The sequence below is a fragment of the Paraglaciecola sp. genome, assembly GCF_039943935.1.
GTDB lineage: Bacteria > Pseudomonadota > Gammaproteobacteria > Enterobacterales > Alteromonadaceae > Paraglaciecola.
The window spans coordinates 114,002-132,277 of record NZ_JBDUZQ010000016.1; the positions used below are offsets into that span (position 1 = coordinate 114,002).

Below are 18,276 nucleotides of genomic sequence, written 5' to 3' on the forward strand. Positions count from 1 at the left end.
TTCAATATATAGCTTGGGACATCTTGCACAGAAAACAAGGAATAACCAATATAAATAATCATACTGTTTGATATTTTTCGCCAAGTTAGTTCTCACATGGTAAATTTGCGGGATATTTTAGAACGATTATCATTGGAAAACTTCATGACCCAATTACAGGGTAATATTCGCAAAATGCGGGTAACCACAGACTCAGGCAATTTAGCACAATACGCTTTGCCTATAGGCGACGACACGTTAGATATGAACGCCCTTATTGGCCAATCAATAAAAGTCAATTACGAGGGAGAAATCCACTGTGTAAGTTGTGGTATTAAGACCAAAAAAAGCTTTAACCAAGGCCACTGCTATCGCTGTTTAATGAAACTAGCGCAGTGCGACACTTGCATTATAAAACCAGAGTTGTGTCATTACGATGCCGGAACTTGTCGCGATCCTAAATGGGGCGAAGAAAATTGTTTATCTGATCACTTTGTATACCTAGCGAATACTGGCACAGTAAAAGTGGGGATTACTCGCCACGTTACTGATGGCGTGTCTAGCCGCTGGATAGACCAAGGCGCCACTCAAGCCATTGCCATAATGCGGGTACAGAATAGATTAACCAGTGGTATGGTTGAAATGGCATTTAAAGAGCATATTGCCGATAAAACCAATTGGCGCACTATGCTAAAAAGCCAACCAGAACAAGTTGACCTTGAAACACTTAAAGAGTCATTGCTAACAGAAGTTGAAGCTGAGCTTGACGAAATTATTGAAGAGTACGGCTTTCAAGCAATCGATATAGTTGATGCGCCAGCCATAAATATCCATTATCCAGTGAAACAATACCCAGAAAAGGTAAAGTCTATTAATTTAGATAAAGAACTAGGCTTTGAAGGCACGTTATTGGGCATAAAAGGACAATACTTACTGCTCGACTCAGACAGAGTTATTAACATGAGAAAATATTCAGGCTACTTTCTATCAATAGAAATCTAATTAACACCTTATGCTACGCCCTTAGTTATGAACAAAGCCCACTCACACAACTTGAATATCGAATGGCAAAGGTGAATGAGTGGGTAGTATTTACGATTAAGTGAGAGGTACTAAAATGCGTTCAGTGCGAGGAATATAATAGTTTTCAGCATCCAAAGACATCAATACTTTTGTTGCCTTACCTTGTATTTCAATAGCAGGAACAAAGCCATAATATCGTGAATCTGCACTGTTATTACGGTTATCCCCTAACACCAAATAATGACCTTCAGGCACTTTCACAGCTTCAAAGTTATCTTTAGCATTAGCCACAGGCGTAAACTGCACAAAATGGGCAGTGTCATCTAAGTACTCAGTCTGCAAAAAAGGTTGCTTGGTAGTAGCATACTGCACTGCATCTCCATTTATGATTAACACATTGTTTTGCATTGCCACGGTATCACCCGGCTCACCAATCAGGCGTTTCACTAAACGATTATCAGCCTTTACAGAGTTGAAAACTACGATATCTCCCCGCTGAGGTTTAGCGATTTCCATGACTTCAATATCGGTGAAAGGCACCTCTAAACGATACGCCATTTTATCAACAAAAATCCGGTCACCTTCAACGATAGTCGGTAACATTGAACCTGTAGGTACGTGATACCAATCAGCTAAACTGCTGCGAGATGCAAATACCAAGAGCATCACCGCTAAAAAGCCCCAATTTTGCTTGAGTATACTGGTAGCTCGAAATTTTTGTTTCATGGTTTCGCCCCTTCAAAGTAAGTTAAGTTCTGATTTGACCTTAACAAAGAACAGCAGGTTCACTATTTAAATGTAAACCTATATTTCAAAGGAGCATGGTGAGTAATCTAGGTACTATGAGATATCGTAAGGCAGAGGTTACACTTCTTGCCCGTCATACTTGCTTGCTAAATCATCTAATTCAGAGCAGGTATAATCAAACCCCTTACCATCGAACTCATAGGTTACTTTTACTGAGTCGGAGTTGTTAAACAATTTTGCTTTAACATCAGCCACAGACCAATGTTTAAGCTCATTTAAAAAACGATTGGCCACGGGTGCAGAAGGGAAGCTGTAACTAATTTCTGTTTGCATATATTTTAAATTAAATAGTGTGATTGCATTATTATCTTAGTCAAGCTTCAACTATGCAATCCACACCATAAATCATTCTACTAATTGACTACGTAGGGCGTTTAAAGCTGAAACCGCAAATCCATCATCATAAAAATAAACAATTTCACCTTGCTTATCTAAGAGGATCACTCTGGCATTATTGGGATTTTGGTTTCCAGTAAAGCGTTGTAACTTATCGCCATCTTCATAAACCGTAATGACCCCCTTCCATAAGGCCTTTGGAATGCCTTTACGCATCCCATCATCAATGACTGTACTAAACATCCTTGGAAACATCCCTTGAATAGACGGAATTTCATAAACGGCCACTTGGGTACTTGTCATGTCCAAGCCGATCAACCAACGGTCTATATCAAACTGAGAATCTTGCTTGTACCCTAGTAGAAGTAAAGTAGGCTCTCCTAGAAAGTCATTAGGAATATTAACAGCATCACCCTCTAGGTTTTGACCTGAAGCAGCAGGCACTGTACTACCAATTTTGACATTACTGGGATAGTCATAATTAGCACAGCCCATTAAAATTACGAGACAACATACGCACCAGAAAATACTCTTCATTAGATTATGAAACCTTCTGTTATTGATTTTTATTCACTGTACGTTGCTAACTTTAAAATTGTTCCTTTTTAAATGAAGAGATAAAAACAAATTCAGAGTATTTAAATACACTGCTGTGATATCAGTGACAAAAATGCCAATAAACTCTCATTTACTGGCATTTCATATATTGAATAAAAATCTTAAAAAATAATTTTTACTACATTACTGCCGTAACACAGTGGTAACTAAAAACGAGGTACTGAGTTTATACGTCGTACACCAACTAAAATAAGCCCTATTAACAGAACAAATAAATTGATGCTTCCCCCTTTTTTCTCACACTTACTACAAACATCAACTATTTCTTCAGTCACAGTTATACTAAATGAAGCCAAGCTTGAAGTTGCCCCCGCAGCGTCACTTACAGAGATGACAATACCTAATATCACTCCTACATTAGCTGAGGTTGGCGTACCACTTAATGTCCCTGTAGAAGAATCGAAATTAGCCCAAACTGGCTGATTAACAATACTAAACGTACTAGTGTCATCTACATTTTCATCTGTTACTGTAGGCGTAAAGCTATAGTTCATACCTTCTTCAACTGTCGTACCTGGTGAACCTGAAATAACTGGAGGACTGTTCACAAATAATGCGGTAACAGTTAAATCAAACGGAGGAAGGCTCGCTGTCGCTCCTTTAGAATCACTCACAGTTATGACAACTCCAGATGTAGTATCGACATCTCCAGCTGCTGGCGTGCCACTTAGAGTACCTGTAGTAGTGTTAAAATTAGACCAAGGAGGCTGATTAGTTATACTAAAAGTTCTTGTGTCCTCTGCATCTTCATCAGTGACTGTAGGGGTAAAGCTATAATTTTGTCCTTCTTCAATGATAGCAATAGGTGAACCTGAAATAACTGGCGCTCGGTTTGCGACAACAAAAGACAGTTGCAACTCTGATAACACAGGTGTAAAAGATGAAGAAGGTGAAAGCAAAGTTGCCTGCCATCTCAAATCTCCATTTCCCGAGTCAGAAAAAATAAACTCTTCGCCTACTGCCACCTGAGACCATTGAGAACCTCCATTGTTGGTAACAAAGTATTCGATACTCGTATTAGACTCCATAATTTGAGTTGACATTAAGGTAACACTAGAAATAGGTAAAGCTTCACTATTAATATTTAAAGAAGTAACAAGGGAAGATTGAAGATCGTACTCCCCTATTAAAAATGCTTGATTGGCTTGACCATAATTACCTGCTACCAAATCCACATCACCATCAGTATCTAAATCTGCGGTTATGAGGCTTCGAGTGTTATTTGTATCCCTAGAAATATCAGTTCCTGTACTAAAAGTACTGTCACCGTTGTTTGAGTATAATCGGTTTACTTGAGCATCGTTACCTGCAACCAAGTCCAAATCACCATCAAGATCCATATCGAAAACTGTTAAAGTTTGAGTATTATCTGTATCAGTAGAAATATCTGATCCCGCTCCAAATGTTCCGTCGCCGTTGTTCATATAAATGCGGTTTGCTTGACCACTGTTGCCAGCTAACACGTCCAAGTCACCATCAAAATCTATATCCACTACAACAATACTTTGCGTATTATCTGTATCGACAGAAACATTGACGCCTACCCCAAACGTACCATTACCATCATTTAAAAATAACCGATTGACCTGTCCATCATTTCCTACAATTACATCACTATCACCATCTTTATCAATGTCTGCACTTACAATGCTTGTCGTATTATTTACATCAATTGAGATATCTATTCCTGCACTAAAAGTACCGCTACCACTATTTAGATACAAACGATTTTTTTGACCATTGTTAGCCACAATTATGTCTATATCACCATCAACATCAACATCCGCAGCAACCATTTCAAATGTATTATCAGTATCAGAAGAGATATCAACCCCACTGTCGAAGCCTCCAGCTCCATCATTTAAATATAAACGATTAGTTTGACCATCATTACCAACTAACACATCTACATCGCCATCCTTATCTACATCAACAACCAAAATACTTTGGCTATTATTGACATCACTTGAAATTTGTAATTCTGAAGTAAATATGCTGTTTCCATTATTAATATAAATGTAATTAGCTGCAGCATAATTCGAAGCGAAAAGGTCGAAATCACCGTCATTATCAAAATCTGAAGCTACAATATCAGTACTGTTATATTCATTAGACGAAATCACTGTACTTTCTGTTGCACTTAATGTCCTCTCATCACTAACCTGTTCATTAAAATAAACACGCTCGTTATCGAATACATTTCCAGCAACCACATCAATATCACCATCCTGATCAATGTCTGTAGCCAAGACAACTAGAGTACTGTCGGTATCGGATGTAATAGGCTCCCCTGCTGCAAAATTACCATCCCCGTTATTTAGGTATAGAAAGTTATTTTGATCTCTGTTCCCAGAAATCACATCGAGGTCTCCATCTCCATCAACGTCAGCCGACGTAATTCCGTATGTGTCATTTGCATCACTTGAAATATTCAAACCTTCTTCAAAAGAGCCATCACCTTTATTGAGGTATAAACGATTGATTTGAACAAAATTTCCAGCTAAGACATCTATATCCCCATCATTGTCAAAATCTCCTAGCGCTATGCTACGGGTATTGTTCCTATCTGATGAAATGGGAATTGGCGCACTGAATGTACCATCTCCATTATTAAAATTAACATAATTAATTCCCCCTTCATTACCAGTTAAAACATCAATATCACCATCGTTATCAATGTCTGTAGTGGCGATAGTCTGAGTATTCAGAAGATCAGTGGAAATATCGCTTCCAGCATCAAAAGTACCATCTCCGTTATTTAGATAAAATCGGTTAGCCTGCCCCCTATTAGCGACTAAAACATCTTCATCTCCATCAGCATCAATATCAGCTGTTGTTATACCGAAAGTACTGTTAGTATCCGTTGAAATATTAGAACCAGTAATAAATGTACCATCACCATTGTTAAAATATACGCGATTTACTTCGCCATTATTTCCGGTGATGACATCGTTATCACCGTCACCATCAATGTCAGCACTAGCAATACCATATGTGTTGTTTGTATCGATTGAAATGTCTAACCCAGAAGTAAACACCCCATCACCGTTATTAAAATAGACGCGATTTACTCTATCTTCATTGGCTTGCAATATGTCTTGGTCACCATCCATATCGATATCAACAGCAAGAATAAACCTAGTAATAGTTGAAAATGCGTATAGATCTTCCCCCTCTAAAAACTCATAATCATAACCACTTTGAGATGTTAACCAAGGGAGAGAAACACTTTCCTTTTCTGTAGACCAGATAGCAGTAGTTTGACTAGCGTCCATTAAACTTAATGTAGAAAAATCTTCAGTTACCTCAATAGCCAAACTTGTTGATGAATAGCAATAATAAAACGCAACTAGCAAGCTCCTACGATTGAAAAAAAAACGCTTAAAATGAATCATATTAATAAAAAACCTTGAGTTGAGTCTACGTATTAAAAACAGTTTAACAACACATAGAACATTGTTTTAATTGTAAAATATTAGGTTAATGTGTAATAACAAACAAGTTAAATTAGCTTTCAATAATGAGCTAAACCTTGTTATGGGTTTTCAGCTTGGTAAAATCCAGCGCACCTTTTATTGCGGCTACCTGTGCCAAAATACAGTTTTCAGAATCTACATAAGGGCTATCAGGATACACCTCTGTAGTTGTAACATATTTTGCATTCGTTACACTTGCACATAAACCTAAAGGTTTCAGGTCATAGTTAATAACACCTTGTTGCTGAATTTGCTCACCAATAATTCGACCACTTTCATCAGCTGGCGCAATATGGGTAATCTTCTCTACAGCTTGAATCACAGCACGCTGAAAATCAGCACAAGGGTTGGCACTGTCACCCACAGTGTAAAATCCATCGGGTATCGCCCATTCTTTATGGTCTACTGCATCTCTTGCAGCAAGTGCCGGGCGAAACTCAGAATTATCAGTATCGGTAGTTTCGTGTAAATCTATGTGCATCACAAAATCTAGATCTGCGACTAACTTCATTAATGCGGCCGACTCTTGTACAGGGCTGTTAATATAAAACGCGCGATTAGGATCAATTGCATCGGGGTTCCAACGATTAATAGTTTCGTATCCCCAAGGGCTAACACAAGGCACTATCAAAAGATTAAAATATTGATGATAATTTTTCGCTTCGCTAGCTGCAAACCTTAGCGCCCCAAGTACACCGCTGGTTTCATACCCATGCACACCTCCGGTAACTAAGACATTAGGTTTACTTTTGTCCCAAGTCAGGCTTCCTAACGCGTATAGTGGGAACTTCCCCACTTCGTAATCTAGAGTCCCATGCTGCTCAATATCAAACTGTAAAGCCAAGCTATCTAACTGGCTCACCACATCGTCTTGATACGAACGCTTTTTAGTTTGGCTCTCTAACCAGAGACACTTTTGTTGGTCGCCCCATTTTTGTCCTGGTTCGCCTATTGGATAGCGATTAGTCTGCAAAATAAGCTCCTGTTAAATAGGTATGAGTTAATGGTTATGCCTACAGCATTGGCAGAGCTAGACTTGTCCATTAAATACCAGCTTGCTTTAGTAACATTTGTAATTCGGCCTCTAACTTATTTTCCCACTCTACTTTTTTATCTAACACAAGTTGCTGCAAAAAAGGCTGTATGGGTAATTTTAAACCATCACAAAAAAGAAACACTTCAGGAACTGGAACCGATATTTTAACGTCCGCAGCAGACTTAGGTTGGTTAAGTAAAACACTAACATCTAAAATTGTGAGCGTTTGAAAATTACTGTCACAAGCTAAAACAACCCTTTGACCAAGAAAGTCTTTATTAACGTTCGCCAACATAACCACTTCTATTGGCATGGTTAACTGCAAATTATCAGTAGAGTTGGATAAATCAACCAAACCCGACTTTTTAATCTGAACATCATAGGTGCCAAAATCCCAAGGTTGGCTTTTTTCATCATGTAGCACAACAGGTAAATTCCGCTCAATTAATGCCAATAAAATTTTATCTGTCATACTTTTTTCTATTGCCGATGATTGAAAAGCCAACAAAAATCCAATAAAAGCACCCAAATACTTAACGTTATTAATCATTTAAACCTCGAGCGATTATAGTTAAGGATATGTTCTACGATAAGCGATTAAAACGCCAGACAATAAATAAATGAAACTGGTGTTTGTAAAATTTCTACAAATAAAAAAGCCAGCTAGGGTAGCTAGCTGGCTCTAACTTGTTGGGAGGTAATACTCTTTTTATCGTTTGTTTTTTGTTGTTCTAAACCCAACAAAACCTAAGACTTATCGCTCTGCAAAAATGAAGGTCACAATGCCATCAACACTAAGCAAAACGTAGGCCACATAATTAACCTATTATTTTCAATTAGTTACAACTTTGCTTTTTCAACATACCTCAAAAATGTAAAAAAAATAGACACAAAAAAAATTCTACGTAACTTGTTGGGTTTTAGTTGAGACATACAGTCTTTTATATATCCTTAAACTTATGAATGTAATTGGTAAAATATAGATTATAAATACGAAGGTTTTTGATGCTTCTGACACCACATGACTTATTTGAGTTAGCGCCAATAAAACGAAAAGTTAAAAAACCAACCAGCAAAAGGGTGACTCTGGAGGATTTAAGGGTCAATGCTGCCATAATCATTGGAACCATGAACATCAATAGATGGAGTTAGGCTAGTAAAATGAGGGGCAAATCAACTTGTCACCAATACTTGATTTTAACTACCCAAATAACAAAAAAAGAAGTATTTTTATTTCTCCTTTTTATGTGTCATCTAATAGTGTTAGTGCAAACTTACACATGCAAGTGCTAAACCTTTATCTGATTAGAGTTAACAGCTACTTAGCGGCCTGAATGGCTAACCCTTCACACACAGAATTAAAGGCGTCGCCTTCCATTAATGGCAGGTTGGGTAACATCTCTAGTAGCTCTTTTTGCACTATGGGTGACAAACTCATGCCACCTGTAATAAATAACATTTCTGGCTGTTCTGCACTGTTATCTAAACATTCTTTTACTAGTTTTTTCACCCTACGCAACCAAGACTGCATAGAACGTTGTAGCTCTTCTACATTAATATCGACACCGAAATCAGCTTCAATGTAATGTAGAGGTAAAGTAATCGCTTGCTTAGACGATAAGAGCTCTTTAGCTAAGCGGGCAGAGTTCACTAATCTTGCTGATAGTTTATCTTCTTGTACCGTAAGCAAGCGCTCTAATAATTCAGGCTCTTTTACCATATGTTTGGTTTGCGCGATTTCTAACCCATACTCTTCAGAGAAAAAACGATTCAATTTAGGTATATCGTCAACAGCACACATATCAGAGTAATAAGTGGGCGGCACGGGCAAACCATTGGTCATTAATAACCCCTGTCCCATGCTCGGTGAGATAGATTTAACAATAAGATTTTTGTCGCACTCCATGCCGCCTAAGCGGGTACCGGTTACAGATAGCACATCTTGCTGGCGGTCAAAGTTAGCCAGCTTTTCTGGGGATAATCGAATACAACAAATATCAGTAGTACCACCGCCAATATCTACCACCAGAACATTGGTGTGTTTATTTAGGGTGCGTTCAATTTTATACGCTGCAGCAATAGGTTCTTCTAAGAAGTTCACTTTACTAAAACCGGCTTTTTGAGCAGCTTGGGTCATAATGCCAATAGCTTGGTTGTTACCAGCATCGCCTCGAGTACCATGAAACTTAACAGGGCGGCCAATCACCGCGGTATCAACAGGCATATTTAATTGCTGTTCTGCACTTAACCTAAAAAACTCTAACTGTTTAGCAATCATACCTATAAAGGCTCGTTGCTGGCCTTCAACTAAACTGGCCCCTAAAAAGTTTTTAGGTGAATAAATCAAACGCCCTTTGTCAGGTGTTTTTAAGTAACGTTTAAAGCCCTCTTCACCAAAAGCAAACTGCCCTGTGTCTACCAATTGTTGTAGCGACAAATCTTGTACCGTCATATCTTTAAGTAACAATTGTATAGCCCGGCGTTGTAATGCGGGGCGGTTGTGTAGCTCAGCGCGCAGCTCATCAATTCTATCGCTGTACACTCGCTGCTCTCTTGGGTCTTTGGCTTCGTAATAACCATCTTTAGCTTTATCAAGCTGTTCGGTAATGGCTTGTTTGATACGTGACACTTTAGCTTCAATAATAGCTGCAGGCGGTAACGGCAATTCATCTTGATAGTAGATAAACACAGACGAACGAATTTTATTTGCAGACTCTAAGCTAGGGTCAAGCTTTATAAAGTGATGCTGCTCACCATCAAAATACACCACCTCAGAATTTGATGTACCGTAATCTATACCAATTGCTGCCATGTCTGCTGCTCGAAACCTAAATCATGCTTAAAAATATGGCCGCGAATTGTAATAGAAAACGACTAAAAGTTCATTAAAAGAAGAGGATAAAGACTAGTTAAAACCAATTGATAAAATTTTGGAAGTGAATTTAAAGAAAAGCACAAAAGGTCAAATAAAGACAAAAATAACGGTTTAAGATAGCTCTACACTTACTAGGACTTAGATATGAAATACATAGACAGCATTCAGCTTGGCATCGATTATATTGAGGACAATTTAGACAAACCTATTCCTCTAGCGTCTGTATCAGCCCATGCCAATATGAGCCATTGGCATTTTCAGCGCATATTTAAAGCCTTAACAAACGAAACCTTAAAGTCATACGTGCGTTCGAGACGTATAGCTAACTCTATGGATAGCTTGTTTAATAAAGAACGTTCGATTCTCGATGTTGCCATATCATCTGGCTTTGAATCTCACGAGTCTTATACCAGAGCCTTCCAAAAGTTGTTTGGTTATTCACCCAGCGAATACAGGCAACGGGCTAGCCAAGCATTAATAATAAAAAAAGCTCGATTTGATCAAGGCTATTTAGAAAACTTGCACCAAAATCTCAGTTTAGAGCCTCGCATTTATACTGTCCGTGCCAAGATACTAGTTGGTGTGAAAATCGAAGTTATCGGTATTGAGTCAGACAAAACTAACATTGCTGAAAAACTACCTGAACTTTGGGAGAGCTTCATGCCTAGGGTTTCAGAGATAGATAACACCATTGAAGGAACGTGTTACGGCATTATCACCATTAAAGAAAACACCAAAGGTGAACAAAAACTATTTTATATGGCGTGTATCGAGGTGTCTAAATTAGGCCCCACCCCAAAAGGTATGGAGAGCACCAAACTTTCTGAACAACAATACGCAGAGTTCAAGCATACAGGACAAGTGAATACCGATCACTTTAACCAAACTATCAGTTACATCTACTCTAGCTGGTTGTTAGGCTCAAATATGAAGCACACCTACGGACCAGATGTTGAAACCTATGGGCCTGAGTTTAATTATCAATCTGATGACTCGGTTGTGTATTACGCGGTTCCCATTGAATCTCAAAGAGACTAGCCCATTAAATTGCCAAACAGGAAAACCCAATGCATTACATTGAATTAATTGCTCTATTTGCCGTTAGCCAATACTTACTTTTTGGCGCAATGACAGGCAATGCGAGAAGAAAAAGTGGCCTTGCTGCCCCAGCAATTAGCGGGTCTGTCGAGTTTGAAAAAATGTACCGAGTACAAATGAATACCCTCGAAATGCTAGTTGCGTTCTTACCCGCTCTGTTTGTGGCTGGGCAACACCAAAACCCCGTATGGATGGCTGCTATTGGCTGTGTTTACTTAGTAGGTAGATTTATCTATTGGCGAGCTTATATCAGTAATCCGTCATCTAGAACCCAAGGCTTTATGTTAACTCTTATCCCAATTGTAGTACTTGCCGCTTTAGCAATATTTAGTGTAGTGAATGCACTTTTAACTGAATTCAACATTCAATTTTAAGCATGTAAAGAGATGAAAAATGATTAAATTATATAGCTTTGGGCCTAGCTTAAATGTGCCTGACCCAAGCCCTTTTGTATTAAAAGTAAACTTTTTGCTTACTGTTTCAAAACAGCCTTTTGAAGTACTCAGTGGTACCCAATATTTGCAAAAAGCGCCGAAAGGAAAACTCCCATATATTGAAGATGGCAATAAAACTGTAACTGATAGCTTTTTTATAGAAAAGTACCTAAAAGACACATATAAGTTTGATGTAAATAGCCACTTAAGCACCGAGCAAAAAGCGATATCCCACTTAGCATGTGCCAGCCTAGAGGAGCGCTTATATTGGTGTATTGTACATTTTAGATGGGTGTACCAGAGTAATTGGGAAATAATCAAACCCACATTTTTTGGTGGCATGCCGTTTCCACTTAACAAAATAATCCCTAAAGTTGCCAGAAAGGGCATGATAAAAGCTATGCGTGGCCATGGCTTGGGCCGTCACAGTGAAACTGAAATACTGCAAATTGCCGAAGTTCAATTACACGCTATGGGTGAATTACTAGGAGACAAAGAGTACTTTTTTAATAACAAACTCAGCCTACTCGATATCACTAGCTACGCTATGTTGGTACAAATACTGTTACCAACCATGCCCTCACCTTTGGTGAACTTAACAAAAAGATATAGCAACTTGGTGACATTTTGTGAGCGAATGCAAACTAGATATTATGGTTAGCCACCCGTTAGACCTTGTTTAAAAATAACATAAAGCCACATAACGTGGCTTTTTTGTGGCTGCTTTTCCAGCGTCGCCATGACATCATTACACTTGTGTATACCAATAAAAATAATGACAGCGACGCAATACCGGCAATGCTTTGTCCGATTAAACCTAACAATTAGCCCGTATGTAAAAAATGAGTATCGCTTCTAATTTTCGATAAGTAGAATCCTCATCAAATGTTATGTCAGCGATGACTTGGCCACTTAGCGCATCGACATAAACACGGTTCTTCTTTTGGGGCTCAGTACCTTTCCTATATCATTATCCAAAGATAAACGACCAGAGTTGTAAGCAGGAATGGCCGGGAAGTCAGATTTTTGAGCGCTTTGAATGACTTGCCTTTTATAGGTTAACGCTACCTTAGTTAGGGACATTTAGAATATGAATAACGCCACAATACAACAAATATTGAGGTGGAACCAAAAAACTAATTTTAATGTTCCTATCTTAAAATTTTAGCAATACTGGTATTGGAGCCTGAAAGTCGAACACTCAGCACAAGCAACAAACTGCATATAACCATGCCGACTTGTGTTGTCACTGCAAGGGAATTTACCCCCCACGCCTCAACAACTTGACCAGATAACACCGCAGCCCATGCAAAACCACTAGTGAGTAAAGGCGTCGCAACGGCCGCCCATTTACCTTGGCTATCTAAGGTTCCGGTTAGAGACAAAAGCACAGGAAAGCTAAATTGTAGGGCACAAATAGCAGGGAACAATCCAATTAAAAATATAGTTGGTGAGGTACTATTAATTGCCACAGTCCATCCTATGGCACAGACGATGAATGCACATAATAAAGGTTTCTCTGGACCAAACCGAGCACTACACATGCCGCCAACCAAACAGGCAAATGCAGATAAAAATAGAATAAGCCCAATACTATTACCAGATTCCTCAAAGTTCATACCTAGGTTAGTTGCGATAGTAAACATAAATGCAAAACCTTGACCGCTAAAGGTCACAAACAATACACCCATTAGAATGATAACCACTGGGCGTAAACTAACTTTAAAGGTCATTTTATTATTTTCTGATACGCTTTGGTCTTGTAAATCGGAAACTGCTTTATGCTTATAAACAAACATGGCTAACCAAAATACCACGCTTAAAATAACGCTAAACATAAAGCCACCGGCAACACCGCTTTTTTCTGTGGCCATGCTAGCGCCTGCAACCATAAAAGACATTAACAGTACGCCTATCATGTCAACTAAACCAAACAGGGTACCAGCCGAGTTTGAACGGGCTATAAAGCTTGAAGTTACTCCCATCAACACCCCCACACTTATGCCGCTTAAGAGTTGCAGCAACAAAGTAGAAAATGCATAACTAAAGAACAAACTATTTAGTATTTGGCAAGCAACTAAAAGCAAGCCTGCACAGCTAATAATGCGCCTATATGAATATCGCTCTAATGCTTTTGCTACAACAAAAGTAGCCAGAGAAATGCCAATGAAAGGCGCTGCCACTAGCCAACCTGACAAGCCAGCTTTGAAGCCAACCTCATTCATAAACTGTGTTAACAACACAGGCTTGACTGAGCTAAACAAGGTGGACATAGAAAACGCCGCACTAGCGGCAATAATGAGCCCAATGTGAGGCAGTAAATACCTAAAACGACTCATCATTCTGCAAATCTCTTTTTATGGGTGGCCTGGATTTTTTCTTGTATGTGTTCACCCGCAGTGGTTGCAGTATACCTACAGGGCTGTTCGTCAGATATCAACTGCTGCAATGGCTCAACCCAGGTTGGGCTATCTGGATCAAAAAACATTGCAATGGATAACCTGTCTTTGCCATGGGTACAAGGTGCTACCCGGTGTAAAGTCGAGCGATAGTGACCATTGCTCCAGCGCTCAAGCAAGTCACCACTATTGACCACTACGGTATTTTCTTTAGGCTCTACCCCTTGCCATTGATCCTTGTGATTTAACACCTGTAAGCCGCCTACACTGTCTTGAAATAACAAGGTTAAAAACCCGTAATCTGTATGGGCCCCAGCACCTAATTGTTGCTCAACTACTGAATCTGCAGATTGCGCAGGATAATAAAGTAAACGCAGAGAAATACTCTCGCCATTATGAGTCGAACTAAAAAAATCCTCATCAAGGTTCAAATGTTTAGCCATGGTTTTCTGCAAGGTATGACCTGCAGAAAGGGCATTTGCATAAAACTGCTGCATCAGAGCTTTAAACTCCACCGATGGCCAGCGATCGTCAGCAATATCCCCCATAATAATATTGCGCATGGTAAAGGTTTCTTTTAAATCTGCAGGAGCAGTAGGATCTAAGTTTTCTTCCTTTAACCCTTGATAGCCAAAGTTTTCTGTAGCTGAGCGGTATTGGCAACGCAGCTTAGTATTTTCATCGCCTGTAAAAAAAGCTCGACTCTGGTCATATACTTTTTTAAGCAGTTCAGTATCAATACCGAAATCACTGATTTGCATAAAGCCTAAGTCACTCAAACTATCGTGAATGGCTTGGCCAGGATTTGGATCGTGATTAAACTGAATGACAGGTATCGACATGTATTCCTTCCTTAACTGATTAATGGCAACCGTCGAAGTGATAGCGTATTCAACAACTGAAGTTAGTTGGCATTAGACTTATTTTACGGAGTAAAATAACTAACCTCAGTTCTGGATAAGAAATGTCGAAGAAGTTGTTTTTTATTATTATATTTTAGATACTTAAGTTAAATATAAACGTATCACTACCTTTAACGTTAAGTATCAATAGCATGACCTAATCATTCAGATACAGCTATTCTTAATCTAGATAAAAATACTAAACATTGTGTATTTTAAATGCAATGGCAAATACCCCAGATTTCATCTAAATATTTTAAAAGAGTAATTGGGGAAATTTGATAAACTTATTGCTGTGGAAAATCAAAATCAGACAGCCCTCATTTAAAAAGAGCAACAGTGAAATCACTATTAAAACTCATTTTTTCGTTAAGCTTGGTGTTCATTAGCATTCTCTTAGTCATCAAGTTCACAGGCGTCATAACTATTGAAAAGGTAGAAAATTGGCTATTAATGGCAAAAGACACGGGGGTGATAACACTCATTTTGATTGTAATAGTTATCCTCCTATCAGACCTGCTGCTATCTATCCCTACTCTTGCCACAGTCATCCTAAGCGGATATTTTTTAGGACACACTTATGGTGCCGTAGCTAGTTTAATTGGCCTGATGCTAATAGGTATACTCGGATATATATTGAGTTATTATCATGGTGAAAAAATAGAAAAACGTATTTTACCGAGTGAAAACCAACGCTTAGAAGCTAGGCAAAACTTTAAAAAACACGGTTATTCGATGATACTTTTTTCTAGAGCTATTCCTATGCTGCCAGAGATATCTGCCTGTTTAGCGGGTATGACAAATATGCCCTTCAAAAAATTTTTATCTGCATGGTCACTGAGCGTGACCCCTTATGTATTGATTTGCACCTATGCGGGTTCCGTTAGCTCTATAGATAACCCAACCCCAGCTATTTATAGTGCACTAGGCGTAAACTTAATTCTATGGTTAGCTTGGTTAATTACTCGCAAAGTTCGTGGTTCAGATCCGTATAAAATCAACTAAACATAATTGTATTTTATATTTACTAAATTAAAGGCGACGACTAACAATTTATCATTTTTAAACTAACATAAGAGTATTAACCTACATGGAATGTAAGGCAGATGACAACAACCATAGGACGTTTAAACTTAATACTCACAGCATTATTTTTATTTTCAACTCGCGAACTTTTAGCAATTGAGTTTGTAGACTCAAGTACAGCTCACACTGCGCCCACTCAACAGCAACTCTCGCAAGTTTACCAAGACGATATAGTCGTAAGTGAATATTGGATAAGCGAGAAGCTAGACGGTATCCGTGCCCGCTGGACAGGCTCAGAACTTATCACCCGCAATGGCAATAGAATTCATGCACCAAGCTGGTTTGTAAAAGGCTTCGGTAAACAAGTCTTAGATGGTGAGTTATGGTTAGCACGTAATAGTTTTGAAAAAACTGCCTCAATTGTATTACGAGATACTCCCACAAATGATTGGAAGCATATCAAATATATGTTGTTTGATTTACCCCAACATAAGGGGGATTTTACCCGTAGGCTTAATGATTTAGAAACGATAGTAGTTGACTCCAGCAGTCCCTTTTTGTTCGTTATTCCCCATTTTAAGTTAAACACTAAAGATCAATTAATGGCCAAGTTAGATGAGTTGGTGGCTCAAGGTGCTGAAGGGTTAATGTTGCATCATCAAAGAGCTAATTATCAAAATGGTAGAAGTGCGAACTTGCTTAAGCTAAAAAAACACCAAGATAGTGAAGCTACTGTAGTTGCCCATTTGCCAGGAAAAGGTAAATATCTAGGTATGCTAGGAGCAATACTGGTAGAACTAGATACCGGCCTACAGTTTAAAATAGGCTCTGGTTTTAGTGACTTGCAAAGGAAAACTCCTCCCCAAGTAGGTGCAACAGTTACCTTCAAGCACTACGGATATACGGCTAAAGGTATTCCCCGTTTTGCAAGTTTCTTACGAATACGGTCGATTTAGAAACATAATACCCGTTATTTATGAATGATGCTGAGACACTAAATAATGTCAGAAGGGTCCACTTTTTTGCGGTTCAGTTTGTCAGACACATAATTGTAAAGTGAGTACAAAACCAAAACAACACAACAAGCCGAGATTGCACCACAAGGCACCCACACCACCCACAGCCCTGTGTTATAACCGCCAATGGCCATAATCCCTAATATAACAGCCACAGAGAACTCAATAACTAAGGCTTCGAAATTCAAATAGTAACTAGGCTCTATCGTTTTTGCCGCATAATGATTAACTTTAATGCTCATACCACCCTCCTTGTTAAACAGTAACTAAACACCTAAGAGAGGCGCAAAGTCTGTTTTGATTAGGCCATATTGATATACAACCTATAGACAAAGATGATACCACAACTGCACTTATAGTACAAAAAGCACACAATCAAAAATAGACAAACCTAATGTAAAATCCTCAACGCTTTTCCTTCGGTGCCTCAAGTAACCGCGTATTCGGCAAAGTATCTGTGTATTTAGCTTCTTTTTCTAGGGCTTCTAAATCTTTCACTATCAGCTGATTACGTTTTTTATCTATGGTGCCGTCTTTTTTCCATAGCTGTAGCTGTTTATTGACTATCTGACGCACTGTGCCAGACATTCTGGCTAGGGTGTCGTCGTTTAAGCCGTTGACTAAATGGTGCTGATGCTCTTCTTCTTTGCGGCCGGTATAAAACTTAATTTTCTTAATATGTTTTAAAATGATACGACTTAAACGTGTGGTGACATTGTGCAAAATCACACTACTGGCTTGCTCTTCTTTCTCGCGCATTTTTTGAGCAAGATAAGGCATGAACTGTTTATTGAACTCTGGGTAGGTCCACAACCAATTACGCATGGTATCCAGTTTAACCGACAGTAACTTAACCGTGCTCAAAGGCGACACTATGACATCGTGGGGCTGATCATCTAACAGCACAATCAAATCAAAACAGTCACCGGCGTACAGCATATCTAAGGTGGTTTCTCGACCAGTCTCTGGATTACATTGTTTGATTTCTACTTGGCCGTCTAACACCACAAAAAATCGTTCGGTAAGTAATTTAGGATCAAAGTATTCACCTTTGTGCCATTCGTTCAATAGAAACTCTTGTTGAAAGTCTTCTATTAACGTAGCCGGTAAACCAGCAAACATGTTTGCTTGTTTCACCAATACTGGGCTGGCTTTTTGCGGTAAATGAGAAACGTCTGGGTGCATAAAAAATTAGATTTAAGCAGTACTGTAAATAAGTAAGGTCATTCTACCCTGTTGTGGGTATATACC

General features: G+C 38.8%; 18 protein-coding genes. 6 read left to right on the forward strand and 12 right to left on the reverse strand.

What is annotated here, in order from left to right; all coding sequences use genetic code 11:
- The first annotated feature begins 144 nt into the window (after positions 1-144).
- Positions 145-981 (forward strand): DUF2797 domain-containing protein, encoded by an 837-nt coding sequence (locus ABJD71_RS09380; RefSeq protein WP_348167909.1) that lies wholly within the window; start codon positions 145-147, stop codon positions 979-981.
- Between the two features lie 96 nt (positions 982-1,077).
- On the opposite strand, the gene lepB is transcribed toward ABJD71_RS09380, so the two are convergent.
- The 7 genes from lepB to ABJD71_RS09415 all read right to left on the reverse strand — a co-directional run bounded on the left by lepB (position 1,078) and on the right by ABJD71_RS09415 (position 10,087).
- On the reverse strand, positions 1,078-1,728 hold the full coding sequence (lepB, locus tag ABJD71_RS09385; RefSeq protein ID WP_348167912.1) for a signal peptidase I: 651 nt from the start codon (positions 1,726-1,728) through the stop codon (positions 1,078-1,080).
- 138 nt (positions 1,729-1,866) lie between these two features.
- The gene (locus ABJD71_RS09390; RefSeq protein WP_348113113.1) at positions 1,867-2,082 is read right to left on the reverse strand and encodes a hypothetical protein; all 216 of its coding nucleotides are present in this window, start codon (positions 2,080-2,082) and stop codon (positions 1,867-1,869) included.
- Between the two features lie 72 nt (positions 2,083-2,154).
- On the reverse strand, positions 2,155-2,682 hold the full coding sequence (locus ABJD71_RS09395; RefSeq protein WP_348167915.1) for a hypothetical protein: 528 nt from the start codon (positions 2,680-2,682) through the stop codon (positions 2,155-2,157).
- Positions 2,683-2,909: 227 nt separating this feature from the next.
- A complete protein-coding gene (locus ABJD71_RS09400; RefSeq protein WP_348167918.1) occupies positions 2,910-6,158 on the reverse strand; it encodes an FG-GAP-like repeat-containing protein in 3,249 nt (1,082 codons plus the stop codon).
- 130 nt (positions 6,159-6,288) lie between these two features.
- Entirely contained in the window at positions 6,289-7,215 is a 927-nt protein-coding gene (locus ABJD71_RS09405; protein ID WP_348168108.1) for a M14 family metallocarboxypeptidase, read from the reverse strand.
- Between the two features lie 67 nt (positions 7,216-7,282).
- Positions 7,283-7,825: a hypothetical protein gene (locus tag ABJD71_RS09410; RefSeq protein ID WP_348167921.1), complete on the reverse strand. Its 543-nt coding sequence runs from the start codon at positions 7,823-7,825 to the stop codon at positions 7,283-7,285.
- 768 nt (positions 7,826-8,593) lie between these two features.
- The gene (locus ABJD71_RS09415) at positions 8,594-10,087 is read right to left on the reverse strand and encodes an Hsp70 family protein (protein ID WP_348167924.1); all 1,494 of its coding nucleotides are present in this window, start codon (positions 10,085-10,087) and stop codon (positions 8,594-8,596) included.
- Between the two features lie 207 nt (positions 10,088-10,294).
- On the opposite strand from ABJD71_RS09415, the gene ABJD71_RS09420 reads away from it, so the two are divergent.
- The 3 genes from ABJD71_RS09420 to ABJD71_RS09430 are packed head-to-tail and all read left to right on the forward strand — an operon-like array spanning position 10,295 to position 12,343.
- On the forward strand, positions 10,295-11,188 hold the full coding sequence (locus tag ABJD71_RS09420; protein ID WP_348167927.1) for an AraC family transcriptional regulator: 894 nt from the start codon (positions 10,295-10,297) through the stop codon (positions 11,186-11,188).
- A 29-nt stretch (positions 11,189-11,217) separates the two neighbouring features.
- On the forward strand, positions 11,218-11,622 hold the full coding sequence (locus ABJD71_RS09425; RefSeq protein WP_348167930.1) for an MAPEG family protein: 405 nt from the start codon (positions 11,218-11,220) through the stop codon (positions 11,620-11,622).
- A 19-nt stretch (positions 11,623-11,641) separates the two neighbouring features.
- The gene (locus tag ABJD71_RS09430) at positions 11,642-12,343 is read left to right on the forward strand and encodes a glutathione S-transferase family protein (RefSeq protein WP_348167933.1); all 702 of its coding nucleotides are present in this window, start codon (positions 11,642-11,644) and stop codon (positions 12,341-12,343) included.
- Positions 12,344-12,594: 251 nt separating this feature from the next.
- Here the strand turns inward: ABJD71_RS09430 and ABJD71_RS09435 are convergent, their stop codons facing one another.
- The 3 genes from ABJD71_RS09435 to ABJD71_RS09445 form a co-directional block, all read right to left on the reverse strand.
- On the reverse strand, positions 12,595-12,765 hold the full coding sequence (locus tag ABJD71_RS09435) for a hypothetical protein (RefSeq protein ID WP_348167936.1): 171 nt from the start codon (positions 12,763-12,765) through the stop codon (positions 12,595-12,597).
- A 68-nt stretch (positions 12,766-12,833) separates the two neighbouring features.
- A complete protein-coding gene (locus ABJD71_RS09440; protein ID WP_348167939.1) occupies positions 12,834-14,024 on the reverse strand; it encodes an MFS transporter in 1,191 nt (396 codons plus the stop codon).
- On the reverse strand, positions 14,021-14,923 hold the full coding sequence (locus ABJD71_RS09445; RefSeq protein ID WP_348167942.1) for a 2OG-Fe(II) oxygenase family protein: 903 nt from the start codon (positions 14,921-14,923) through the stop codon (positions 14,021-14,023). The genes ABJD71_RS09440 and ABJD71_RS09445 overlap by 4 nt, the downstream gene beginning before the upstream one ends.
- A 399-nt stretch (positions 14,924-15,322) precedes the next feature.
- On the opposite strand from ABJD71_RS09445, the gene ABJD71_RS09450 reads away from it, so the two are divergent.
- Together ABJD71_RS09450 and ABJD71_RS09455 are read left to right on the forward strand one after the other, a co-directional pair.
- Complete coding sequence (locus tag ABJD71_RS09450) at positions 15,323-15,988, forward strand: VTT domain-containing protein (protein ID WP_348167945.1); 666 nt, start codon at positions 15,323-15,325, stop codon at positions 15,986-15,988.
- Between the two features lie 101 nt (positions 15,989-16,089).
- The gene (locus tag ABJD71_RS09455; protein WP_348167948.1) at positions 16,090-16,965 is read left to right on the forward strand and encodes a DNA ligase; all 876 of its coding nucleotides are present in this window, start codon (positions 16,090-16,092) and stop codon (positions 16,963-16,965) included.
- Positions 16,966-17,003: 38 nt separating this feature from the next.
- Here ABJD71_RS09455 and ABJD71_RS09460 read toward each other — a convergent pair whose 3' ends face one another.
- Together ABJD71_RS09460 and ABJD71_RS09465 are read right to left on the reverse strand one after the other, a co-directional pair.
- Positions 17,004-17,267 (reverse strand): hypothetical protein, encoded by a 264-nt coding sequence (locus tag ABJD71_RS09460; RefSeq protein WP_348167951.1) that lies wholly within the window; start codon positions 17,265-17,267, stop codon positions 17,004-17,006.
- Positions 17,268-17,430: 163 nt separating this feature from the next.
- Positions 17,431-18,210 carry a Crp/Fnr family transcriptional regulator gene (locus ABJD71_RS09465; protein WP_348167954.1) on the reverse strand — a complete coding sequence of 260 codons (780 nt, stop codon included), beginning with the start codon at positions 18,208-18,210 and terminating at the stop codon, positions 17,431-17,433.
- Positions 18,211-18,276 lie beyond the last annotated feature (66 nt).